General features: G+C 42.5%; 25 protein-coding genes and 2 other annotated features. Of the genes, 22 read left to right on the top strand and 3 right to left on the bottom strand.

Annotation, left to right across the window (positions count from 1 at the left end):
• The first annotated feature begins 288 nt into the window (after positions 1–288).
• Both MHI35_RS12510 and ysxE read left to right on the top strand, forming a co-directional pair.
• Positions 289–1572, top strand: coding sequence for a LysM peptidoglycan-binding domain-containing protein (locus tag MHI35_RS12510; protein ID WP_211062930.1), 1284 nt, complete (start codon positions 289–291; stop codon positions 1570–1572).
• Positions 1573–1609: 37 nt separating this feature from the next.
• A complete protein-coding gene (gene ysxE, locus MHI35_RS12505) occupies positions 1610–2641 on the top strand; it encodes a spore coat protein YsxE (protein ID WP_211062931.1) in 1032 nt (343 codons plus the stop codon).
• 46 nt (positions 2642–2687) lie between these two features.
• Here the strand turns inward: ysxE and MHI35_RS12500 are convergent, their stop codons facing one another.
• Complete coding sequence (locus MHI35_RS12500; RefSeq protein ID WP_211062932.1) at positions 2688–2876, bottom strand: hypothetical protein; 189 nt, start codon at positions 2874–2876, stop codon at positions 2688–2690.
• 168 nt (positions 2877–3044) lie between these two features.
• Positions 3045–3274 (top strand) — a binding site (T-box leader).
• A gap of 58 nt (positions 3275–3332) precedes the next feature.
• Between MHI35_RS12500 and MHI35_RS12495 the strand changes: the two genes are divergently transcribed.
• From MHI35_RS12495 to pheA, 20 genes are all read left to right on the top strand, one after another.
• Positions 3333–5975, top strand: a complete 2643-nt coding sequence (locus tag MHI35_RS12495; protein WP_211062933.1) for a valine--tRNA ligase — start codon at positions 3333–3335, stop codon at positions 5973–5975.
• Positions 5976–6046: 71 nt separating this feature from the next.
• Positions 6047–7345 (top strand): bifunctional folylpolyglutamate synthase/dihydrofolate synthase, encoded by a 1299-nt coding sequence (locus MHI35_RS12490; RefSeq protein WP_417892408.1) that lies wholly within the window; start codon positions 6047–6049, stop codon positions 7343–7345.
• Between the two features lie 147 nt (positions 7346–7492).
• Positions 7493–8215, top strand: coding sequence for a prepilin peptidase (locus MHI35_RS12485; RefSeq protein ID WP_144520811.1), 723 nt, complete (start codon positions 7493–7495; stop codon positions 8213–8215).
• Between the two features lie 168 nt (positions 8216–8383).
• The gene (locus tag MHI35_RS12480; protein WP_144520809.1) at positions 8384–9403 is read left to right on the top strand and encodes an SPOR domain-containing protein; all 1020 of its coding nucleotides are present in this window, start codon (positions 8384–8386) and stop codon (positions 9401–9403) included.
• A 177-nt stretch (positions 9404–9580) separates the two neighbouring features.
• Positions 9581–10150, top strand: coding sequence for a Maf family protein (locus MHI35_RS12475; RefSeq protein WP_012010768.1), 570 nt, complete (start codon positions 9581–9583; stop codon positions 10148–10150).
• 48 nt (positions 10151–10198) lie between these two features.
• Positions 10199–10873, top strand: a complete 675-nt coding sequence (gene radC / locus MHI35_RS12470) for a RadC family protein (RefSeq protein ID WP_144521020.1) — start codon at positions 10199–10201, stop codon at positions 10871–10873.
• A gap of 90 nt (positions 10874–10963) precedes the next feature.
• Complete coding sequence (locus MHI35_RS12465) at positions 10964–11983, top strand: rod shape-determining protein (protein WP_012010766.1); 1020 nt, start codon at positions 10964–10966, stop codon at positions 11981–11983.
• A gap of 27 nt (positions 11984–12010) precedes the next feature.
• Positions 12011–12910, top strand: coding sequence for a rod shape-determining protein MreC (gene mreC, locus MHI35_RS12460; protein WP_211062935.1), 900 nt, complete (start codon positions 12011–12013; stop codon positions 12908–12910).
• On the top strand, positions 12907–13425 hold the full coding sequence (gene mreD / locus MHI35_RS12455; RefSeq protein WP_034661648.1) for a rod shape-determining protein MreD: 519 nt from the start codon (positions 12907–12909) through the stop codon (positions 13423–13425). Before mreC ends, mreD begins: the two co-directional genes overlap by 4 nt.
• A gap of 54 nt (positions 13426–13479) precedes the next feature.
• A complete protein-coding gene (gene minC / locus MHI35_RS12450) occupies positions 13480–14163 on the top strand; it encodes a septum site-determining protein MinC (protein WP_088002215.1) in 684 nt (227 codons plus the stop codon).
• 2 nt (positions 14164–14165) lie between these two features.
• The gene (gene minD / locus MHI35_RS12445) at positions 14166–14969 is read left to right on the top strand and encodes a septum site-determining protein MinD (protein ID WP_003216504.1); all 804 of its coding nucleotides are present in this window, start codon (positions 14166–14168) and stop codon (positions 14967–14969) included.
• Between the two features lie 112 nt (positions 14970–15081).
• Positions 15082–15873 carry a M23 family metallopeptidase gene (locus tag MHI35_RS12440; RefSeq protein ID WP_211062936.1) on the top strand — a complete coding sequence of 264 codons (792 nt, stop codon included), beginning with the start codon at positions 15082–15084 and terminating at the stop codon, positions 15871–15873.
• Positions 15866–16735: a M50 family metallopeptidase gene (locus MHI35_RS12435; RefSeq protein WP_211062937.1), complete on the top strand. Its 870-nt coding sequence runs from the start codon at positions 15866–15868 to the stop codon at positions 16733–16735. Before MHI35_RS12440 ends, MHI35_RS12435 begins: the two co-directional genes overlap by 8 nt.
• Positions 16736–16801: 66 nt before the next feature.
• Positions 16802–16874: a sequence feature (ribosomal protein L21 leader region), on the top strand.
• A 12-nt stretch (positions 16875–16886) separates the two neighbouring features.
• Positions 16887–17195 (top strand): 50S ribosomal protein L21, encoded by a 309-nt coding sequence (gene rplU, locus MHI35_RS12430; protein WP_012010760.1) that lies wholly within the window; start codon positions 16887–16889, stop codon positions 17193–17195.
• Between the two features lie 14 nt (positions 17196–17209).
• Positions 17210–17548: a ribosomal-processing cysteine protease Prp gene (locus MHI35_RS12425; RefSeq protein WP_088002213.1), complete on the top strand. Its 339-nt coding sequence runs from the start codon at positions 17210–17212 to the stop codon at positions 17546–17548.
• A 12-nt stretch (positions 17549–17560) separates the two neighbouring features.
• Positions 17561–17845, top strand: coding sequence for a 50S ribosomal protein L27 (rpmA, locus tag MHI35_RS12420; protein WP_003216586.1), 285 nt, complete (start codon positions 17561–17563; stop codon positions 17843–17845).
• Between the two features lie 255 nt (positions 17846–18100).
• The gene (locus tag MHI35_RS12415) at positions 18101–18685 is read left to right on the top strand and encodes a sporulation initiation phosphotransferase B (protein ID WP_012010758.1); all 585 of its coding nucleotides are present in this window, start codon (positions 18101–18103) and stop codon (positions 18683–18685) included.
• Between the two features lie 29 nt (positions 18686–18714).
• Positions 18715–20001, top strand: a complete 1287-nt coding sequence (obgE, locus tag MHI35_RS12410) for a GTPase ObgE (protein WP_012010757.1) — start codon at positions 18715–18717, stop codon at positions 19999–20001.
• A gap of 55 nt (positions 20002–20056) precedes the next feature.
• Positions 20057–20500, top strand: coding sequence for an ACT domain-containing protein (locus MHI35_RS12405; RefSeq protein WP_003216269.1), 444 nt, complete (start codon positions 20057–20059; stop codon positions 20498–20500).
• An 18-nt stretch (positions 20501–20518) separates the two neighbouring features.
• Positions 20519–21397, top strand: a complete 879-nt coding sequence (gene pheA, locus MHI35_RS12400; RefSeq protein ID WP_034661622.1) for a prephenate dehydratase — start codon at positions 20519–20521, stop codon at positions 21395–21397.
• A gap of 23 nt (positions 21398–21420) precedes the next feature.
• On the opposite strand, the gene MHI35_RS12395 is transcribed toward pheA, so the two are convergent.
• Entirely contained in the window at positions 21421–21963 is a 543-nt protein-coding gene (locus MHI35_RS12395) for a transcription repressor NadR (protein WP_088002209.1), read from the bottom strand.
• Between the two features lie 3 nt (positions 21964–21966).
• Complete coding sequence (locus MHI35_RS12390; protein WP_211062938.1) at positions 21967–23106, bottom strand: IscS subfamily cysteine desulfurase; 1140 nt, start codon at positions 23104–23106, stop codon at positions 21967–21969.
• Positions 23107–23132 lie beyond the last annotated feature (26 nt).

The following is a 23132-nucleotide window of genomic DNA, read 5'->3' as shown; positions in this document are numbered from 1 at the left end:
TCATGACACAAGGCTTGTTTTCAGCCTTGTGTCTTCTTTTCAGCGTGAATTGAAAACCTTTGAAGTCTAGGAAGGTCGAGCACAGGAGCGGAGCGAATTGATATTCGTGAGCACCTGCGCGCAGGACTGACAACGAGTGCGAGGGTTTGTCTGCACGCTGCGCCGATATAGAGACATATCGGCTTTTTTGTGTTGCTGAAAACCAATCATATTTTCATTGCCTCTCACATACATCTGTATTGACATCTAATTTTATTTTGAAGGATTAGATGAAAGGAGGACACCGACTTGTCTCAAAACAATCGATTACAGTTTTCAGTAGAAGAATCCATCTATTTCAAAAGCGGACAGGAAGTCAGTGAGCTGCTGTCTATTTCTCTCGATCCTGACATTCTCGTTCAAGAAGTGAATGATTATGTTTCGATTAGAGGTTCACTCGAGCTAACAGGAGAATACAACATAAATCAAGAGGAGCTACTGGGTGAATTGAGTTCCTATGCATCATACAGAGAAGCTGATGAGGTGAAGGTCAGAGAAGACGGGACGGCGGAGCTTCTGCATCAATTCCCAGTCGATATCACGATTCCTAAAAACAAAATCAGTCATTTAAATGATGTGTTTGTGTTTATTGATGCGTTTGATTACCAGCTGACAGAAAATCGTTTGCTCACCATTCAAGCTGATCTAGCGATAGAGGGTCTTTTAGACGAGGAAACGCCTCAAGCGACTGTAGAGGAGCCGTATGAATTTGTTCATCGTTCTGAAGAAGAATATGGCGACGTGACCTATGATTATCAGCTGCAGCCAGAAGAAGAGCAAGAAGAAAAGCTACAAGACGATGAACGTGAGATTGATGAGGAGCAGACTGTATTTCAGCATGACACGCGCGCCGAAGAAGAAAAGCAGGAAGAAGAAATTGAGATAGAGCTGGTGAGTAGGGAAGAAGAAACCGCAGAACTGGAGGAATCGGAAGAACGTGAGGAAACGGAGAGCCAAGAAGAGGCGGCGCTTGGTTATCGCTCCTTACCTGAAGCTCAAGTGCAAGAACCACCATTTTTTGAACCGCCTAAGCTCTTAGAAGAAGAGAAACGGGAGGATACATTCTTTGAGGTGGAAGTGAGGAAAGATCCCGAAGCAGCTGAAGAGCAGGAAGAAATGGCTCAGCCGTATCCAGTGTTTGAAGCACCCGTTTATCACGTAGAAGAGGAAGAGGCGCAAGAGACGCAAGAGGCGCAGGATGATACGTACCAGCTCGGCCGGTTATATGAACGAGAAGCGCCAAAAGTATATGAGTCAGCTCAAGAAGAAGAGGCATTTGAAGAAGACGTAAGGGAAACGTCTGGTAGTGAGAATTCTCTTTATTTAACAAAGCTGTTTGCTAAGCAGGAGGAGGAAGATTTTTCTCGCATGAAAATATGTATAGTTCAGCAAGAAGATACGGTCGATCGTATTTGTGAGCGATATCAGTTGAATGTGCAGCAGCTTCTTCGCACAAATTCATTATCGGTGGATGCGGAGCTTGAAGAAGGGCAGATTCTTTATATTCCTGAATATCAAAAAAGCAATGCATAACAAGAGATGACCGATCGAGAAAATGTGGTGAGTGAACGTGGATGAGATCCAATCTGTCCTATACGAATACGGGCTTGAAGCGGAATACATTGAACCTGTCAGTCCTGCTGTCGTCAAAGTATATACAAAGCAGGGTGCATTTGCCTTAAAGCGAGTAAAAGCCAGTCGACATATGCAGTTTACAGAGCAAATGCTTGAACTAGAATCAAAGGGCTATCGCTCTTTTGTGCCGATTTATCGGACGAAGAGCGGTTCTTTTTTCTCAAGTCATCGTGAAAGCCAGTACGCATACTATCTGATGCCTTGGCTGACGAATGAAAAGAGAGAAGAGCAGGACGATAAACATGAATATTTATTTCAAGAGATTGCAAGACTTCATAAGCGGACCGAAGTGATGATGGATATCACAGAGCAAGAGATCGAAGCGCACTACACACAAATCAAGACCAAGTGGGAAACAGAAAAAGACATGTATGAACGGTTCATAGAGCGGGCAGAGCAAACGTGGTATATGTCGCCATTTGAACTGGCTGCTGCGATGTATTTTTCAGAGGCGATGTCTGCTAGCGAATTTGCTCTTGAACGACTAGAAGATTGGCATGAAGAAATGAAAGATAAAGAAACAACTCGTGTCGTGTTAAATCATGGGCAGCTGTCGATTCATCACTTTTTGTACAATGATGTGGGTACAGGACATTTCACCAATTTTGAGCGGTCTAAAAAAGCTGCCCCCATTTATGATCTTCTGACCTTTTACTTTCGGACGTTCAAAACCTATCCCACGTCGTGTCCTGAATGCACATCCTTGTTTTATACGTATCAAAAAGGAAATCCTCTTCAGGAGGAAGAGCTTCATTTGTTTCTTAGTTACCTTGCTTATCCGCAAGGTCTGTTTGATACAGTGAAAACCTATGAAGCAGGCGGGCAGGATGAGATGGAAAGCTGTCAACAGCTGTTAAGAGCGTATTGGCAGATGAAAAATTCAGAGCCGACCGTCATGAAGGTTCACGAAATTGAGCAGGCTAGACGGCTTGAAGAAGAACAAAGTGCCTCGTCATCAGCGGAATGACGAGGTTATTTTGTGTTCATATTGGCTGGTACATAAGCGCAAGCGTTTAAAACCAATCAAGGTGAAAGGCACAGGCAAGAAAAATGAGAACACCTAGGATGAGGACGTCAAATGTCGTGGGGAAAATAATCGTACGAAACCCTTGAAATATCGCAATTGGGAGAACGACTTGGGAGGCGACTGCCCGAATTTGTCTTAGCCAGGGGGGAAGTGTATATGGATTGATCTTCTTCAAAGTAAACGCCCTCCTTCTTCATTTTGCTATTATCATATGGGCAAAGAGGCAAAGGGTGCTTGTCCAATTTGTATAAAGAAGAAGAAAAGCGGAAAAGATGATTGACGAAAACAAAAGGCATTTAGTAATATAAATAAAAGATGAGTATGTGCTGATGAACGTGATATATCGTAAGCGTGGATCAGGAAGAGTACGAGCAAGACCCTAAAGAGAGGGAGACCATGAGCTGAAAGGTTTCCTAGGATGTACTTGTTTGGAAGGTCGCCTGTGAGCTTAATTTCTTGAATGAACAAGTAGAGAAATTCGGGAGAACCCCGTTATCCTTTAGAGTGTATGGGACACGTCTATGTGTTCCATGAAAAAAGGTGGTACCGCGAAAAAGCTTTTTCGTCCTTTTATAAGGATGAAAAGGCTTTTTTATGTTTCATCAGCCGAAAAAATGTGGAGGTTACATAAATGGAAACAAATAATCAAGAAATGCCAACAAAGTACGACCCAAATGCGATTGAAAAAGACCGCTATACGTACTGGCTTGAAGGAAAATTCTTCGAAGCACAAAATGACAAAACGAAAGATCCATATACAGTCGTCATTCCTCCACCAAACGTGACAGGAAAACTGCACCTTGGGCATGCATGGGATTCGACTCTTCAAGACATTGTGACACGTATGAAACGGATGCAGGGCTATGACGTTCTATGGCTTCCAGGAATGGATCATGCCGGTATTGCGACCCAAGCAAAGGTTGAGGCAAAGCTTCGCGAAGAAGGCGTCAGCCGTTATGACCTTGGCCGCGAGAAATTTGTGGAAGAAACGTGGAAATGGAAAGAAGAATATGCGGACTTTATTCGCAGCCAGTGGGCGAAAATGGGACTTGGTCTTGATTACTCGCGTGAACGTTTTACATTGGATGAGGGTCTGAATAAAGCGGTACGCCAAGTGTTTGTTCAATTGTATGAAAAAGGGCTGATCTATCGCGGAGAGTACATCATTAACTGGGATCCAGCGACGAAAACGGCACTTTCTGATATTGAAGTCATTTATAAAGATGTTCAAGGCGCGTTTTATCACTTAAGATACCCACTTTCAGATGGCACGGGTTCAATTGAAATTGCGACGACAAGACCTGAAACAATGCTCGGAGATACAGCTGTTGCTGTGCACCCTGATGACGAACGTTACCAGCATTTGATTGGAAAAACAGTGGTCTTGCCAATTACAGGACGCGAGATTCCAATCGTTGCTGATGACTACGTCGATATGGAGTTTGGTTCAGGAGCTGTGAAAATTACACCTGCTCATGACCCGAATGACTTTGAGCTTGGAAACCGCCATGACCTAGAGCGTATTCTAGTCATGAATGAAGATGGCACAATGAATGCAAATGCACTGCAATACAAAGGGATGGACCGCTTTGAATGCCGCAAACAGCTTGTAAAAGACTTACAAGAAGAGGGTATTTTGTTCAAAATTGAGGACCATATGCATTCAGTTGGTCATAGTGAGCGAAGCGGAGCTGTCGTTGAACCTTATTTATCAACACAATGGTTTGTAAAAATGCAGCCGCTAGCAGACGAAGCCATCAACCTTCAAAATGGGGACGACCAAGTTCAATTTGTTCCAGACCGCTTTGAAAAGACGTATTTACACTGGATGGAAAATATCCGTGACTGGTGTATTTCTCGTCAGCTATGGTGGGGACACCGCATTCCAGCTTGGTACCATAAAGAAACGAAAGAAGTATACGTAGGACTGGAAGCACCAGAAGATATAGAGAACTGGGAACAGGATAACGATGTGCTTGATACTTGGTTTAGTTCAGCGCTTTGGCCTTTCTCTACAATGGGCTGGCCGGATGCAGAGAGTGAAGACTTCAAGCGCTACTATCCAACAAACCTGCTTGTTACAGGCTATGACATCATTTTCTTCTGGGTCTCTCGCATGATCTTCCAAGGTCTTGAATTCACAGGAGAAAAACCGTTTAAAGACGTTCTTATTCATGGGCTGATCCGTGACGAGCAAGGACGTAAAATGAGTAAGTCGCTTGGAAACGGAATTGATCCAATGGAGGTCATCGACAAGTACGGTGCAGATTCATTAAGGTATTTCTTAGCAACTGGAAGCTCACCAGGTCAGGATCTTCGCTTTAGCTTTGAAAAGGTTGAATCCACTTGGAACTTTGCGAACAAAATTTGGAACGCATCACGTTTTGCTTTAATGAACATGGATGGCTTAACGTATGATGAGCTTGATTTGACTGGAGAAAAATCAGTTGCTGACCAATGGATTTTAACCCGATTAAATGAAACGATTGAAAGTGTCACACAGCTGGCTGACAAGTATGAATTCGGTGAAGTAGGCAGACATTTATACAACTTCATTTGGGATGATTTCTGTGATTGGTACATTGAAATGGCGAAGCTTCCGCTTTATGGTGAAGATGAAGCAGCGAAGAAAACGACTCGTTCGATCCTTGCGTATGTATTAGATCAAACGATGAGACTTCTACATCCGTTTATGCCGTTCTTGACAGAAGAAATTTGGCAGCATCTTCCGCACGAAGGTGAATCGATTACTGTAGCGGCTTGGCCTGAGGTGAAGCCGGAGCTTTCAAACGAACAAGCGTCTGCTGATATGAAACTGCTCGTGGAGCTCATCCGTTCTGTTCGTAACATCCGCAGTGAAGTGAATACGCCAATGAGCAAACAGGTGGAGCTTTACATTAAAGCCTCTACATCTGATGTGCAGGAACGCTTAGAGAAAAACCGTTCATATATTGAGCGCTTTACGAACCCAAGTGTACTTGAAATTGGCACAGATGTTCCAGCTAGTGATAAAGCGATGACGGCTGTTATTTCTGGAGCAGAGCTCATTCTGCCGCTTGAAGGCTTAATCAACTTAGATGAGGAAATCGCTCGTCTACAAAAAGAATTGGATAAGCTGACAAAAGAAGTAGAGCGCGTCCAGAAAAAGCTAGGCAACGAAGGCTTTATGAAAAAAGCGCCTGAAAGTGTCGTAGAAGAAGAGCGTGCGAAAGAACGTGACTATGTCGCAAAACGCGAAGCTGTTCAAAAGCGCATTGAAGAGCTGAAAGCATAAGGTTGAAAAGACGGCTCCTGACAAAATGGAGTCGTCTTTTTTGAAAATTTCGGATGAAATGAGAGATGACATTGTTTACAACCTATCATGAAGCCATTGAGTGGATTCACAGTAGATTGGCCTTTGGTGTAAAACCGGGTCTTCAAAGAATGAAGTGGCTGATGAACAAACTAAGCCATCCGGAACAACGCATAAAAGCAGTCCATGTTGCGGGTACAAATGGAAAAGGTTCAACGATTGCGTTTACTCGTTCCATTTTACAAGCAGCAGGCTATTCAGTCGGCACCTTCACCTCTCCGTTTATCTTAACGTTCAATGAACGAATCAGCGTGAACGGAGCACCTATACAGGATGAAGAATGGCTGAGTTTGGTGAATAAAATCAAGCCTTTTGTTGATGAGTTAGATCAAACAGAGCTTGGCGCAGCAACAGAGTTTGAAATCATTACTGCATGTGCATTTGCTTATTTTGCCGATGTACAACAAGTAGACTTTGTCCTATTAGAGACAGGCCTTGGCGGAAGACTTGATTCAACAAATGTTGCCGTCCCTATCTTAACAGCGATTACGTCGATTGGTCATGATCATATGGCGATTTTAGGTGACACACTTGAACAAATTGCATCTGAAAAAGCAGGCATTATCAAAGTAGGTATTCCGATGATCACTGCTGTCCATCAACCGGAAGCTCTTGCGGTCATTCAAAACATCGCAAAAGAAAAAAAGGCGGAATGCATTTCATTACAAGAGACTTGTATCTTCAGTCATCAGCAGCCAACAGAAACAGGAGAACAATTTACGTTACGCACATCAAAAAGGCAGTATCCGCAGCTTGAAACAGGGTTAATCGGAACGCATCAACGGCAAAATGCTTCCCTTGCTGTTCTGCTCATTGAATGGCTCGAGCAAGAAGGCTATATTAGCGTGACCGAACAGCAAGTATATGAAGGTATTCGGCATGCAGTTTGGGCTGGAAGGTTTGAAAAAGTCAAAGACCATCCACCAGTTTATTTGGACGGCGCTCATAATGAAGAAGGAATCGACCGCTTAATTGAAACGGTACAAGCCCATTTTTCTAGTAAACAAGTGCATATCTGTTTTAGTGCTTTAAAAGATAAGCCGTACAAGCAAATGATTCAAAAACTTGAAGCCGTTAGTGCCTCTATTCACTTAGTTTCATTTGATTTTCCAAGAGCTGAATCAGCGGAAAAGCTTTATGCATGCAGTCAGTTAGAGGCAAAATCGTATGATGATGACCCTCATACAGTACTTGAATGGATTCAGAAAAAGAGTGATGATCCTTCAGCGGTGATCCTTGTGACAGGCTCTCTTTATTTTATTTCAGATATACGAAATCGTATGATTGGGTAACGAAAAGACGCAAATGGCCTTGATGCCTCCTGCGTCTTTTTCTTTTTATATGTAGAAGAGGGGGAAAATCATATTTTCACTAGATGATTTAGCGGGTAGGGTCATGGTAAAATCCGGTCTATCTTATTCCCGGAAGGAGTTCCACATATGATTGAGATTTTTCTGTTTCTTGCAGGCATCACGATGGGATCGTTCTTCCATCTCGTTGGCGAAAGGCTACCGGTGAAGCGTTCTATTCTCTTCCCTCGCTCTCACTGCACAGCCTGTAAACAGCCGCTATCCCTGCACGAAATGATCCCGCTCGTTTCTTATGCTGTATGGAAGGGGTCATGTAAACATTGCGGCATTCGGCTATCTTGGCTCTATCCAACGATTGAGCTGCTGTCAGGCGGTCTTTTTTTGTTCATTTATAGGATCGCTGGTGGTTTTTCGTTTGAAGGTCTTTTTCTTATGATTCTTTGTAGTTTATTCGTGATTGCTGTCGTGAGTGATCTTCTCTATATGAAGGTGCCGAACGAGCTGTTTCTCTTCTTTTTCCCTCTTTTCGTCATATACCGCACGCTGGAACCGCTTCTAATCTGGTGGGAAGGTGCGGCTTCTCTCATTTTTTGCATTCTTTTGTTTTCTAGTCTAGATTATTTTAAGCCAAATAGTATGGGCGGAGCTGATATGAAGCTGTTCAGTGTGCTTGCGTTTTGCTTTGGTTTCAAACCGTTCCTTCTCATGCTTTTTCTCTCATGTATCGTTGGAATGGTTTATGCAAAGGTCTTTTCCTTTCGATTAAGCGAGCCATTTCCTTTTGTTCCTTCGATCGCTATTTCTTTTTTACTGTATCTCTGTGGTACTCCTGTCTTGTTTCTATTTGGCTAGTCGAAGGAGTGAAAAAATTGGCGAACACTTTTTTGCCCTGCCGACAAAAGTCTTGTTCTTTTTTTTGATTGCTATGTTAAAGTGTGAAACAGAAAGAAGGACGGGTTAAATTCGCGCTGATTCATTGGACAGAAAGGTCTTTCTTACAAACATGTCAGAAAGCGGGGAATGACAGTGAAAAAGAGGCAGGCAAAAAAACAAGGGCTAAAGGTTAATATTAATGGCAAGGAAGAAATGGTACATGAAGAGGATCATCAGCCACCGAAACAGCAAGAAGATCAAGTGACGTTTTCGAATTGGGAAGAAAAGAGACATTCGGAACAGGAGACGGCCGCTTCTCAGGAAGATTCGTCTAAACCGAAAGAAGAAGATTTCCAGTGGGATGATGCTGCTGATCATATTTATCATTCTGATCCCAAAGTCGTCACCCCTTATCAAAAGAAAAAAAGCTCATTTGATCAGAAGTTCGGTAAACATCGCGGTCCCTTCAAGAGAGTCATGACAACGATTGTGTTTGCGGTCGTTCTTGGGACGGGCCTCGGGGTGTTTGCGCTTAGTTTAAGTAAAGAAGGTACGCCAAATCCTTCAGGTGGAGATATCAGTGTATCGGCATCTGGATCTGGAAATCAATCATCGATGAAAGCCGGCGGGGATGCGCCGAAAGCAGGTACTACAGATGAATCAAAAGAGAACAAAGATGAAAAAAGTGCCTCTGGCAGTTTATCAACCTTTGTTGTACAGGCTGGGAAATTCTCTTCTGAAAAAGGAGCAGATGACTTAGTTAGCAGTTTAAAAGATGCAGGGTATGCAGGGAAAAAGATTTCCATGGATGATGGATATTATGTCATCGCTGGGCTTGCGACAGAGCAGGGGATGACAAGCGCTGTAGGAAAGGAATTGATTGATCAGCACTTTGAGGCATGGGGAGGAAAAGAGCTCTCATTTCAAGTACCGGATGAGCTGGCTAGTTTAATAGAAAAGGCATCTGTATTATCATCCAAAGTGATTGCAGGCGATAAAGTGGATCAAAAGGAAGTGACGCAGCTAATTTCTGAGCTTGAAAGTGCCAAAACAGAGGACGCACCGGCTAAAAGCAGTTTGCTGAAAGCTGTGCAACTATTAAATGACCCGACTACTGAAAATGGCTGGAAATCTCAGCAGGCATTACTTGATCAATTAAATACGTAAAATCATTTTTTAAGAAACGAAACTAGTCAAAAAATGACTAGTTTTTTTCTTTTGCATCCAACATAATGATGAAGGTACATGAAAAATGAATTTTCGTAAATTGTCGGTAAGATGTACATTTGCTAGGATGAATGGGTATCTTACTTCTTAGGCTAAACCCTGAAAGGATGAACAAACATGAACCAATTGATTCTCGCATCGCAATCACCTAGAAGAAAAGAATTGCTTGATCTAGCAGGGTTTTCTTATGACATTCAAGCAAGTCATTTAAAAGAAGAAATAAATCGAAACCTTTCTCCTGCTGAGAACGTCCAATGGTTGGCAGAACAAAAAGCAAATGATATTCAAAGATTAAATCCCAAAGCTGTGGTCATTGGCGCAGATACAATTGTTGCAATTGACGGCAAATGTCTTGGGAAACCAAAAGATAAGAAAGAAGCAGCTTTCATGCTTCAATTATTATCAGGAAAGACACATCAAGTCTTGACGGGTGTCACGGTTCAGTCAGAGAATAGAAAAGAAACATTTTATGAACAGACAGAAGTGACATTTTGGACGCTGACTCAAAATGAAATAGACCGCTATATCGAAACGGGCGAACCCCTGGATAAAGCGGGAAGCTATGGCATTCAAGGGAAAGGCGCATTGTTTGTTCAAAAAATAGATGGTGATTATTTTTCCGTTGTCGGTCTACCTATTGCAAAAACAGTCAGAGTGCTTGAAACCTTTGGAATCACCCCTTTTTGAAGACAGGAAGGAATTCTAAAAGGAGTGATCATCCTGAACGATTTCCCTATGCTGCTAAAGCATTTCCCTCATGATGAAAAACCGAGAGAACGATTTATCAAATACGGGCCCAACAGTTTGTCAAATCATGAACTTGTTGCGATCCTTCTAAGAACAGGCACAAAAAAAGAATCCGTTCTCCAAATTTCTGCAAGACTTCTACAAACATTCGGCGGTCTTCGCTCTGTAAGAGAAGCTTCAATTGAAGAAATGTCGAAGATTCGAGGAGTTGGAAAGGCGAAGGCGATTTCTCTTTTAGCTGCTTTAGAACTCGGCACTAGATTACACCATCAAACGACGGATAACCGCTATGTGATCCGCACACCAGAAGACGGAGCGAACTTTGTGATGGAAGATATGAGGTTTTTGACACAGGAAAATTTCGTTTGTCTGTATCTCAATACAAAAAATCAAGTTCTTCATAAACATACCGTGTTTATTGGAAGCCTGAATTCATCGATTGTTCACCCGCGTGAAATTTTCAAAGAGGCCTTTAAACGTTCGGCCGCTTCATTTATATGTGTGCACAACCATCCATCTGGAGATCCGACGCCCAGCAGGGAAGATATTGAAGTGACACAGCGACTTTTTGAATGTGGAAAGCTGATTGGAATACAGCTGCTTGATCATCTAGTCATAGGTGATCAAAAATTTGTGAGTTTGAAGGAAAAAGGGTATTTGTAACACTTTTTTTTTCAATGTTTTACGATATAATAGAGTTTATGAGTTTTTCCCTAAAGGGAATTTTGGTTTAAGAAAGGAAGATACATACATATGTTTGGAATTGGTACAAAAGACCTTGGAATAGATCTTGGAACAGCGAATACGCTTGTTTTTATTAAAGGAAAAGGCATTGTTGTAAGAGAACCTTCGGTCGTAGCCTTGGAAACTGATACGAAGTCTATAGTGGCAGTCGGAAATGATGCTAGGAATATGATTGGCCGTACACCTGGTAATGTTGTGGCACTACGCCCGATGAAAGACGGAGTCATTGCAGATTACGAGACGACAGCAACAATGATGAAATATTACATTAATCAAGCATTAAAAGGCAAAGGGCTTTTTGCTCGTAAACCTTACGTGATGGTATGTGTACCATCTGGAATTACAGCTGTAGAAGAGCGTGCAGTCATTGATGCAACGAGACAAGCCGGTGCACGTGACGCCTACCCGATTGAAGAGCCATTTGCTGCGGCAATCGGTGCGAACCTTCCTGTATGGGAGCCAACAGGAAGTATGGTTGTAGACATTGGCGGCGGTACAACAGAGGTAGCCATTATTTCTCTTGGCGGTATTGTGACATCACAATCAATCCGCGTGGCAGGAGATGAAATGGATGATGCAATCAGCAGCTACATCCGTAAAACGTATAACCTGATGATCGGTGATCGTACGTCAGAAGCTATTAAAATGGAAATCGGTTCTGCGCAGCCTGATGTACATGATGAGATGGACATTCGTGGCCGTGACCTTTTAACAGGTTTGCCAAAAACAATCTCGATTACAGCAGATGAGATTGCAAAAGCGCTTCGCGATACAGTGGAAACCATTGTTGATGCGGTGAAAATGACACTTGAAAAAACGCCGCCTGAGCTGGCAGCAGATATTATGGACCGCGGAATTGTTTTAACTGGCGGCGGGGCATTGCTTCGTAATCTTGACAAAGTGATTAGTGATGAGACGAAGATGCCAGTCATTATTGCGGAAGATCCGCTTGACTGTGTGGCGATCGGAACAGGAAAAGCACTAGAGCATATTCATTTGTTCAAAGGAAAATCAAAAGATAATCGATAATCGGGCGTAAATAAAGAGGTGTAAGACATGCCGCAGTTTTTTATGAATAAAAGATTAATGTTGCTCCTTGTCTGTGTCATCGTACTGGTGGCCATGATTGGTTTTTCAGTGAAAAGCGGCAGAGGTGCTTCATGGCCGGAAAAATTAGTGGGGGATACGACAGGCTTTTTTCAAGGTGTCTTTCATAAACCATCACAATTTATTGCCGGTATGTATGGGAACGTACAAGATTTAAAGAACACATACGATGAAAACGAACGTCTTCGAAAAAAACTTGATGGACAAACCCAATATGAGGCGAAACTTCAAGAACTAGAAGATGAGAACAAAAAGCTTCGCAAGCAGCTCGGATATGTGAACTCTATTCGTGATTATACGCCAATTCTATCAACGGTTATTGCGAGAAACCCGTCTCTTTGGGATAGCTTTGTCATGATTGATAAAGGGAAAAAACAAGGCGTTGACAAAGATATGGCGGTCACAAATGAGAGTGGTGCGTTAATTGGGAAAATTGAAAGTGATAAGCTCAACAATTTTACTTCGACAGTAAGGTTGCTAAGCTCTACTGACCAAAATAATAGAATTTCAACGAAAATTTTTGCGAAAAAGGGCAAAGAAGAACTCAACGGAATTATTAACGGCTATGACAGTAAGAAAAAAATGCTGACAATGAATATTCTGAAATCTGATGCAGATGGAGATGTCAAAAAAGGAGATCTTGTTGAAACATCTGGAGCAGGGGGCGTATTCCCTCAAGGCTTGACGATTGGTAAGGTAAGTGAAATCGAGCCAGATCATTACGGCCTGACAAAGATCATTTATGTAGAACCAGCGGCTGAACTCAACAATTTAGACCGCGTGATTGTGGTAAATCGCAGCTCAAGTACGGCAGATGTATCTGAATTGACGAAGGAGGAAGGCTCGTGAGACGTGTCCTTCTTGCTTTCGTCATGTTATTTATCTTCGTATTTGACAGTATTTTTGTCGATCTAGTGAAGCTCCCATTTGTTTCAGACAATCAAATTTTAGCTCCTCATTTCATCTTACTCGCACTCGTATTTATGACGGCTTTTGTGAATCAAAAATATGGTGTGATTTTCGGTTTTATCTTTGGACTTTTATATGATATTTCGTATACAGGCATACTTGGTGTTCATATGTTTGGCTTTGGAGCGCTCTGCTATTTGCTAGCGAAAGCCTTTAAAGTTTTGCAAACGAATATGTTAGTGGTCGTCTTTCTGTCGATTATTGCTGTTTCCGTAATGGAATTTTATGTGTACGGCGTTCAAGCGACAATTCAACCAGGGATTATGCCGTTTAATACGTATGTCATCGAACGCTTTATTCCAACGATTCTTTTAAATACTGCTGCGTCTCTCATACTTGTTGTGCCGCTTAGGCTCTTTTTCATCAACATGAAACAAGGACTGATCGACGAATAAAAGCAGGAGTTTGTCCAAATACGGCGAAATGAGTATGTTGTTGAGGTGAGCATCTTGAAAACTCAAAAACAGCAATATGTGACGATAAAAGGTACAAAAAACGGATTAACATTACAGTTAAATGATGACTGTTCGTTTGATGACCTTCTTTCTGGCTTGCGAGAGGTTCTTTTACTTGAGCAATATACAGATGGAAGGGAAGGTCATAAGGTTAATGTGCATATTAAGCTTGGTTTTCGGTATTTAACAGAGGATCAGGAAATGCGTTTGACTGAAGCAGTCTCTGAAAATGAACATCTCGTCATTCACTCTATTGAAAGTGACGTCATGTCAACGGAAGAGGCGAAACGATTAAAAGCAGAGGCCGAAATTACCTCTGTAGCCAAAATTGTGCGCTCTGGACAGGTACTGTATGTTGAAGGAGATCTCTTATTAATAGGAGATGTCAATCCTGGTGGAACGATTCGTGCAGGGGGAAATATTTTTGTGCTCGGCGCTTTAAAAGGCGTGGCACATGCTGGATGTAATGGGAATAAACAAGCTGTCATTGCGGCATCTCGTATGATTCCAACTCAGCTTCGCATCGCACAAGTGTTTAACCGTGCACCAGATCAAAAAGAAGATGGAAATGAAATGGAATGTGCTTATTTAGATATAGATGGCAACATGATCATTGAACGCCTGCAGCAATTGGCTCATATAAGACCTAATCTGACAAGGCTTGAGGGAGGAATGTGAAATTGGGCGAGGCTATTGTGATTACCTCAGGAAAAGGCGGCGTTGGCAAAACAACAACATCTGCAAACTTAGGCACAGCACTAGCAATTCAAGGGAAAAAAGTGTGTCTAGTTGATACCGATATTGGCCTTCGGAATTTAGATGTCGTGATGGGGCTTGAGAACCGCATTATTTACGATTTAGTCGATGTAGTAGAAGGAAGATGTAAAATCCATCAGGCGCTTGTAAAAGATAAGCGTTTCGAGGATCTTTTGTATCTTTTACCTGCTGCTCAAACAAGCGATAAAACGGCTGTAGAACCAGAGCAGATCAAAGAATTAATTCAATCATTGAAACAAGACTTTGATTATGTCGTCATTGATTGCCCTGCTGGAATTGAGCAAGGCTTTAAAAATGCTGTATCTGGTGCAGATAAGGCAATTGTCGTGACGACGCCTGAGATCTCAGCTGTGAGAGATGCCGACCGTATCATTGGCTTGTTAGAACAAGAAGATATCGAACCACCTCGTTTGATCGTCAACCGTATTCGTACACACATGGCGAAAAGTGGCGATTCAATGGATGTGGATGAAGTTGTCCATCACTTATCGATTGATCTTCTTGGCATTGTTGCTGATGATGATGACGTGATTAAGGCTTCAAATAATGGCGAACCGATTGTCATGGATGCTAAAAACAAAGTATCGATTGCGTATCGAAATATCGCTCGCCGTGTACTAGGCGAATCTGTTCCACTTCAATCATTTGAAGATGAAAATAAAGGAATGTTTGCTAAGCTGAAAGCATTTTTTGGTGTGAGAGCTTAATAAGCATTCAGGTAAGACGAGACCGATTCGGTGAGAATCGGTCTTTTTGTTGCATATCAGATGAGGTCGCCACATAAAATGTACAAACTGTTTGTATGTAAAGGGTGATCTCATGAAAAGAGTGGACGAGTACCGAAAGAAAATCGCGCAGCGTCGCAAAACGAAGCATTCAGTTGCTCCATCTAAGAAGACGACCTTCAAGAAAAAAGAGGATATTCCTCCATGGGTCATGTTAACAGAGGAAGAAAAGCATTCAGGGTCGTCTTCCTTTGAAGCGTCGTCTCATCAGCCGAAGAAATATCATCATCCACTATTTAACCCTAATGCCTTTGTGCTGAAATGTTTATTATCTGCATCCCTTGTGTTGATCGCAGCCATTTCATTTAAAGGTCAGGCAGGGCCGTTCCAGCAGCTGAAGCCGATCATTACGCAGACCTTTGAGCAAGATTTTCAATTTGCTGCTGCTCATCGCTGGTTTGAGAAAACAGTTGGAAACCCCCTTGCCTTTTTAACGGACAAAAAGGAAGACCAAAAAGATGTACAAGCGAACCAAGAACTGGCCGTACCTGCTTCTGGAAAAGTGCAGGAATCTTTTACGCAAAATGGAGCAGGTGTCAAAGTCGAAACATCGGCTGAAGCGATTGACAGTATGAAGGAAGGCTATGTAGTGGAAGTGAAAAAGAAAAGTGACACAGGGCTGACAGTGGTCGTGCAGCATGCGGATAACAGCTATAGCTGGTACGGTCAATTAAAAGAAGCCAATGTGGCCTTATACGATTTTGTTGATAAGGGTGAGAAAATTGGCCAGATCTCACTTGATGATCAAGGAAAGGGCACATATTACTTTGCCATTAAGCAAAACGAACAGTTTATTGATCCTATTCAGGTGATGACCTTTGAATAGATGGCTGGTCATGCTGACGAAAATTCACATTCATCCGCTGCTGTGGATTGTGATGGCGTTTGCGATTCTCTCTGGTCAAATCAAGCCGCTGCTTTGTCTGCTCATCATCGTCTTTGTCCATGAGCTTGGACATGCAGCGGCTGCTTGCTATTACCATTGGCGCATTCGGCGGATTTTTCTACTCCCGTTTGGCGGAGCGGTAGAAGTAGAAGAGCATGGGAACCGCCCGCTAAAGGAAGAGCTGGCGGTCATTTTATGCGGACCGCTCCAGCATGTACCGCTCCAGCTTATGGCGTGGTTTTTCATGGAAGCAACTCTTATTTCACATGACATTTTTACGATGTTCACTTTTTATAATATGGCGATTTTCCTTGTGAATCTTTTGCCGATTTGGCCGCTAGATGGCGGAAAATTATTCTTTTTGCTCTTATCAGCATATTACCCTTTCCAACGTGCACATGCCCTTGCCATAAAAGGCTCTCTTGTCTTTTTCAGTCTATTGACAGGCGGATTACTTTTGTTTGCCCCGCTTCAATTCAATGGCTGGGTGCTACTCACCTTTCTAGCCTATTCCCTTGTGATGGAGCACCGGCAGCGGCATTATGTCAGGGTTCGCTTTTTACTAGAACGCTATTACGGTAAAAAAGAGCAAAAGGTAGAAAAGCTAATTCCGCTGAGAGCGAGTGCTGAGGAAAAAGTATATGAAGTCATGGCGCGGTTTCAAAGAGGCTGTAAGCATCCGATTATTATTGAAAGAGATGGCGTGAAAATGAGCCAGCTTGATGAAAATGAACTGCTCCATGCGTATTTTTCAGATCGAAGAACCACCTCCTCCATGGAAGAGCTTCTTTTGCCGTACTAGTGATGAAAATACGTTGACATTCTGCGTCTAATTTGATATATTTTTTAATGTTATGGATATGTAGCACCCGTGCTACAACCGCGCGAAGCAGGTGTAAAGAGCCTAAGGCCCCCTGTATTCGGCGAGTCTGAGTTTATTAGGAGGTGCAGAGATGTACGCAATTATCGAAACTGGTGGTAAACAAGTAAAAGTTGAAGAAGGTCAAACTGTTTATATTGAAAAACTAGCTGCTGAAGCAGGTGAAACAGTAACTTTTGAAAACGTATTGTTTGTCGGCGGAGACACTGTGAAAGTGGGTAACCCTTCAGTTGCTGGAGCAACAGTAACGGCTAAAGTTGAAAAACAAGGTCGCGGTAAGAAAATTACTGTGTTCAAGTACAAACCGAAGAAAAACAACCACAAGAAACAAGGTCATCGTCAACCTTACACTAAAGTTGTTATCGAAAAAATCAACGCTTAAGGCGTGTGAGTGATATGATCAAAGCAACCATTACTCGGTCGAAAGCAGATGAAAGCATTACGTCTTTTCAGATGACTGGACATGCCGAGTTTGCTGAAAAGGGTCAGGATCTCGTTTGTGCAGGAGTATCTGCTGTTGTTTTCGGCTCAGTCAATTCAATTATTGCACTGACAGGATTGGACCCTCTGCTTGATATTGGCGAGGAAGGCGGCTATTTCTCTTTTGAATTGCCGGCTGATACAGATCCAGTATCCTTTGAAAAAGCCCAGCTGCTTTTAGAAGGCATGGTCGTTTCCTTAGAAACAATTGAACGAGATTATCACGATTATGTGAGAATATCTACAAAAAAATAGGAGGTGAACTTCATGCTTAGATTAGATCTTCAATTTTTCGCATCTAAAAAAGGGGTAGGTTCTACAAAGAACGGACGTGACTCTGAGTCTAAACGTTTAGGCGCTAAACGTGCTGATGGTCAATTCGTAACTGGTGGTTCTATCCTTTATCGTCAACGTGGAACGAAAATCTATCCAGGTGAAAACGTTGGACGCGGAGGCGACGACACTCTTTTCGCTAAAATCGACGGAACAGTTAAATTCGAACGTTTCGGTCGTGACCGTAAAAAAGTGAGCGTATATCCTGCGGCACAATAATTGCTAAAAACTCCGGTCATTGACTGGAGTTTTTTTCACTTTTTACAAGTAGTATCGAAGATGAAAAAGAAGATGCACTCCATCAATATCAAAGAACGTTTGCTGACTTTGCCTCATTTTCTCCTATAGATCAGAAAAAACAACCTTTCCTCACATAACTAGTGTTTTTCTATGCTGTCTTCTCTGTTATAATTCAGGGAGACATATTGATGATAAGACTCCTAAAAGAGAGACCAAACGATTGGGAGTGCGATAATGGAAGAGATATCAAGTAAACAAAACGAAAAATTAACTCACGTTGCATTAACAAATGAATTGATCTATCTGCTCAGTCGTTCAAGACATGACTGGATGAATAAATTGCAGCTGATCAAGGGCAACTTGACATTAGAAAAATATGACCGAGTGTTTGAAATTATAGAAGAAATGGTCATTGAAGCACAGCATGAATCCAAACTCTCAAATTTAAAAATTCCCCAATTGGCCTATTACTTTCTAACATTTAATTGGGAGTCGCATTTTATCACCCTAGAATATGAAGTGCTTGGTGAAACCCGAGACTTATCAGCATATGAATCGCAGCTGCTAACGGTATCACAGGAGTTGTTTTCGATATTCGATCAATCAGTTTGCCAAAAAACTGAAAATCATTTAACGGTCACGTTCCAAACAGATCATGAAGAGAATGATGTGGTCTTATATTTTGATTTCAAAGGAAAATTAACAAGTTTGGATGCGTTAAATGCGTTTCATGACGCAAACTATCCATGTATGAGTGTAGTTCAATTTCATGTGACAAGTCATGAGTCCATGATTGAGCTTTGTTTGAGGCAAGAATAGATATGTGATGCAGAGAAACGGAGGAAGTTATGTTTGTAGATCAGGTTAAAGTGTATGTTAAAGGCGGTGACGGCGGAAACGGTATGGTGGCGTTCCGTCGTGAAAAATATGTGCCAAAAGGCGGACCGGCTGGCGGCGACGGTGGAAATGGTGCAGATGTTGTATTTGAAGTAGATGAAGGACTCAGAACATTGATGGACTTTCGTTACAAACGCCATTTTAAGGCGGATCGCGGCGAGCACGGAATGAGTAAAAACCAGCATGGCCGAAATGCGGAAGAAATGATTGTCAAAGTTCCGCCCGGTACGGTTGTGACGGATGCAGAGACGGAACAAGTACTCGCAGACTTAACAGAGCATGGGCAGCGGGCAGTCATTGCAAAAGGCGGACGAGGCGGACGAGGAAATTCACGTTTCGCAACACCGGCAAACCCTGCACCACAGCTCTCTGAAAATGGCGAGCCAGGTAAAGAACGTGACGTAATCTTAGAATTAAAAGTACTTGCAGATGTTGGACTTGTAGGTTTCCCAAGTGTCGGGAAGTCGACGCTGCTTTCCATTGTCTCTTCTGCGAAACCGAAAATTGCGGATTATCATTTCACAACGCTTGTGCCGAACCTAGGGGTTGTCGAAACAGATGATAACCGAAGCTTCGTCATGGCGGATCTGCCAGGACTGATCGAAGGCGCGCATGAAGGCGTTGGCTTAGGTCATCAATTTTTACGTCACATTGAGCGGACACGTGTCATTGTTCATGTCATTGATATGTCAGCACTTGAAGGACGTGACCCGTACGAAGATTATGTGACCATTAATGAAGAGCTTGAGCAATACAATATGAGATTGACTGAGCGTCCACAAATCATTGTAGCGAACAAAATGGACATGCCAGATGCAGCTGACAATCTAGCGGCATTTAAAGAAAAATTAACGGATGATTATAAAGTGTTCCCAATTAGTGCGATCACAAGAGAAGGGCTTCGTGAGCTTTTATTTGAAATCGCCAATCAGCTTGAAACAACTCCTGAATTCCCGCTTTATAATGAAGAGGAACTGTCTGATAACCGCGTGATGTACAGGTTTGATGAGGGAGATGCACCATTTGAGATCACAAGAGATCCTGACGGTACGTTTGTCATTACGGGTAAAGCACTTGAGCGACTGTTTAAGATGACAGATTTCTCAAGAGATGAGTCCGTGAAACGATTCTCTAGACAATTGCGCGGAATGGGTGTCGATGATGCCTTGCGTGAGCGTGGTGCACAAGACGGCGACATTATTCGTCTGCTTGAATTTGAATTTGAATTTATTGATTGATCAACAGGAGGGTCCAGTCCATGGGCTCTCCCGTTTTTAAAAGGGGAGAAAACAGGTGAAAGAAGAAACGTTCTATTTAGTAAGAGAGGATGTCCTTCCAGATGCGATGCGAAAAACGCTTGAAGTCAAAAAGCTTCTCGATCGCAAAAAAGCGGATTCAGTTGCCGATGCTGTTCAACAAGCGGATTTAAGCCGCAGTGCTTTTTATAAATACAGAGATGCCGTTTTTCCATTTTATACGATGGTGAAAGAGCAGATCATCACATTGTTTTTCCATCTTGAGGATCGGTCTGGGGCTTTGTCAAGACTGCTTCAAATTGTGGCTGACTCTGGCTGTAATGTGTTATCCATTCACCAAACGATTCCGCTACAGGGAAGAGCGAATGTCACCCTATCCATTAGCACGGCTGGTATGGCAGATGATATCAATACAGTCATGAATCAATTAAGAAAACTTGAATTTGTCGAAAAAGTTGAAATTCTAGGTTCTGGGGCGTAAAAGGAGAGATCATAGCAGATGAAGCAATTAACTGTAGGTTATTTTGGACCAGAGGCAACATTTACTCATTTGGCCGTATGCTCTTGCTTTCCAGCAGATGCAGTGCAGCGTGCCTATGCAACGATTCCGCAATGTATGGATGCTGTGTCAAAAGGCGAAGTCGATTTGGCGGTCGTTCCACTTGAAAATGCACTCGAAGGATCTGTGAACTTAACGATTGATTATTTAATTCATGAAGAAGCGCTATCCATTGTTGGTGAAATGACAGCACCGATTCGGCAGCATTTGCTTGTCCACCCTTCAAGAGCGGAAAGCTGGGAGACATTAGATGTGATCCAATCACATCCGCACGCGATTGCTCAGTGTCATCAATTTCTGAAAAAGCAGTACCCAGATATTCCGCACCGTCCAGTTGAATCAACAGGTTATGCAGCGAAATATATTAGTGAGCATCCGGATGAGGCTGCTGGGGCCATTGCGAATGAAATTGCTGCACAAACGTATGGTTTAACGATTGCAAAAAAAGACATCCATGATTATCCGCACAATCATACACGTTTTGTTATTTTACATAAAGACCCTAAAGCATCATTCCCGATGAATGCTGGGTTCTCATCGAAGCCAAAAACGACCATTGTCGTCAGTCTGCCAAAGGATGACCAATCAGGTGCATTGCACCGTGTGTTATCTGCTTTTTCTTGGCGAAATCTCAACTTGTCAAAAATTGAATCTCGCCCAACAAAAACGGGTCTTGGACACTATTTATTTATTATAGATATAGAAAAAGAAATGGATGATGTCCTTGTCCCTGGCGCCATTCAGGAATTAGAAGCAATTGGCTGTGAAGTCAAATTGCTCGGCAGCTACCAAACATATGAACTAACGAATGAGAAATAGTGTCCGATAAAGGACACTATTTTTTAGTCTTTAATTAAAAAACCAGCATCATCGAGCGCTTGAATGGCTTGGTCAAGCTGCTTTTGACTGTAAGAAGTGAGTGTATGTAAATGCACGCCATCTGTTAGTTCTGACAAGTAGGAGGCGCCCGTGTTAGAAATGTGATGAACGAAATCAGCTACTTGCTTGCGGGTGCTAACGCGAATCGAGGCCGTTAATTCACCGTAAACAGGGTGCTCTATCATCACATCTTTTACCGTCACACCAAAATCTACAATTAAAGTCAGTTCCTCTTCTGTTCGAACAGGATCATGCTTGCAGGCGATGATTTGTTCAATCTCTCTTTCTGGCGCATGCTGAGATGCCATATACACATAGCCTTGACTTGTGGCAATAATGGGTTCGTTTTTTGCTTTCAATAGTGAGATATCTTGTACAATGACTTGTCGAGAGACAGCCGCCTTTTTAGCCAAAAAGCTTCCGGTGAGCGGTGTATCTGTTTCCTTTAGCCACTCTAAAATGGCATTTCTTCTCTCTTCACCAATGAGTTTCCTCTCTTGTTCCACGTCTTATGCTCCTTTCTTCTCCTTTTGCAATTGTTCAAATGTATGCAAAAGCTGATCGATGTCTTCTTTTGATGACTTCGATCCAAATGATAGTCGAATGAATTGAAGAGCATCACGATCTGATACGTGCAATGCCTTCACAGCTGGGGAAGGATGATGATAACCAGAAGCACATGCGCTTCCAGTTGATATGCAAATCCCATGCCGGTTACATGCTAACATTACATATTGTCCTTCAAACCCTTCAAAAAAACAACCAATAATATGAGGCAGTATATGGCGATTGCCATTGTGAAGTGTACGAATAGGAAGCTCTCTTATTTTTAGCTGCTGAAGAAAATAATCACGGAGCTGCACATTTTGCCGCTTTTGTTCATCTAGCTTAAGCATCAATTGTTCGCTCGCAGTAGCGAAAGCACCGATGCATGGAACGTTCACTGTTCCAGGGCGAAAGCCATTTTCCTGAACTGCACCTGAATATAAAGGCTTCCAAGGAACATGAGTACCCATATAGACAACACCAGCGCCCTTAGGTGCATACACTTTATGACTAGAGATGGATATCGCATCAACCCCTAACTCCTTTATGGATACACGAATCTTTCCAAATGTTTGCACGGCATCTGTATGAAAAAGAATGTGCCTTTCTTTTAAAATGGGTGCTAATTCAGCGAGCGGCTGGATAATCCCAGTTTCTGAATTGGCGTGCTGAATAGAGACTAATCCTGTTTCAGGCAATAATGCATCTTTGAGAATGTCCTCGGTGATGATTCCATCTTGATTCGGTTCAATGATCGAAACCTTCGCGCCAAGACGCTCTAGGCTCTTAACTGCATGATGAACAGAAGGGTGCTCTACAGAAGTTGTGATGACATGCTGCCTGTCTGCTGGCAGACCATTTGCCATTGATTGAATCGCAAGAAGATTGGATTCCGTTCCGCCGCTTGTAAAGAAGATGCCCTCTGGTTCGCCCTCAAGAATGCCAGCGATTGATTGTCTGCTGTAAGTCAGTATGTCATTTGCTCTTCCACCTGCATCATGAAGACTGCTTGCATTCCCGTAACAATCTTTACTTAGCTGCTGAAAAACATGCAGTACCTCCTCCGAAACAGGTGTAGAAGCTGCGTAATCTAAATAAACCAATCCATCCATCTCCTATGAGAAAATTT

This window comes from Bacillus sp. FSL K6-3459 (assembly GCF_038003305.1).
Lineage (GTDB): Bacteria > Bacillota > Bacilli > Bacillales > Bacillaceae > Bacillus > Bacillus pumilus_O.
The sequence above is the reverse complement of the archived record's forward strand: the minus strand, read 5'-3'. Positions and strand labels throughout refer to the sequence as shown.

Excerpts from the sequence above, each read along its gene's own strand:
- MHI35_RS12425 (WP_088002213.1), top strand. The coding sequence starts at position 17,210 with ATGATCAAAGCAACCATTACTCGGTCGAAAGCAGATGAAAGCATTACG.
- MHI35_RS12485 (WP_144520811.1), top strand. The coding sequence starts at position 7,493 with ATGATTGAGATTTTTCTGTTTCTTGCAGGCATCACGATGGGATCGTTC.
- MHI35_RS12440 (WP_211062936.1), top strand. The coding sequence starts at position 15,082 with ATGAAAAGAGTGGACGAGTACCGAAAGAAAATCGCGCAGCGTCGCAAA.
- MHI35_RS12415 (WP_012010758.1), top strand. The coding sequence starts at position 18,101 with ATGGAAGAGATATCAAGTAAACAAAACGAAAAATTAACTCACGTTGCA.
- rpmA (WP_003216586.1), top strand. The coding sequence starts at position 17,561 with ATGCTTAGATTAGATCTTCAATTTTTCGCATCTAAAAAAGGGGTAGGT.
- pheA (WP_034661622.1), top strand. The coding sequence starts at position 20,519 with ATGAAGCAATTAACTGTAGGTTATTTTGGACCAGAGGCAACATTTACT.
- mreC (WP_211062935.1), top strand. The coding sequence starts at position 12,011 with ATGCCGCAGTTTTTTATGAATAAAAGATTAATGTTGCTCCTTGTCTGT.
- obgE (WP_012010757.1), top strand. The coding sequence starts at position 18,715 with ATGTTTGTAGATCAGGTTAAAGTGTATGTTAAAGGCGGTGACGGCGGA.
- MHI35_RS12480 (WP_144520809.1), top strand. The coding sequence starts at position 8,384 with ATGACAGTGAAAAAGAGGCAGGCAAAAAAACAAGGGCTAAAGGTTAAT.
- MHI35_RS12495 (WP_211062933.1), top strand. The coding sequence starts at position 3,333 with ATGGAAACAAATAATCAAGAAATGCCAACAAAGTACGACCCAAATGCG.
- MHI35_RS12465 (WP_012010766.1), top strand. The coding sequence starts at position 10,964 with ATGTTTGGAATTGGTACAAAAGACCTTGGAATAGATCTTGGAACAGCG.
- radC (WP_144521020.1), top strand. The coding sequence starts at position 10,199 with ATGCTGCTAAAGCATTTCCCTCATGATGAAAAACCGAGAGAACGATTT.
- rplU (WP_012010760.1), top strand. The coding sequence starts at position 16,887 with ATGTACGCAATTATCGAAACTGGTGGTAAACAAGTAAAAGTTGAAGAA.
- MHI35_RS12475 (WP_012010768.1), top strand. The coding sequence starts at position 9,581 with ATGAACCAATTGATTCTCGCATCGCAATCACCTAGAAGAAAAGAATTG.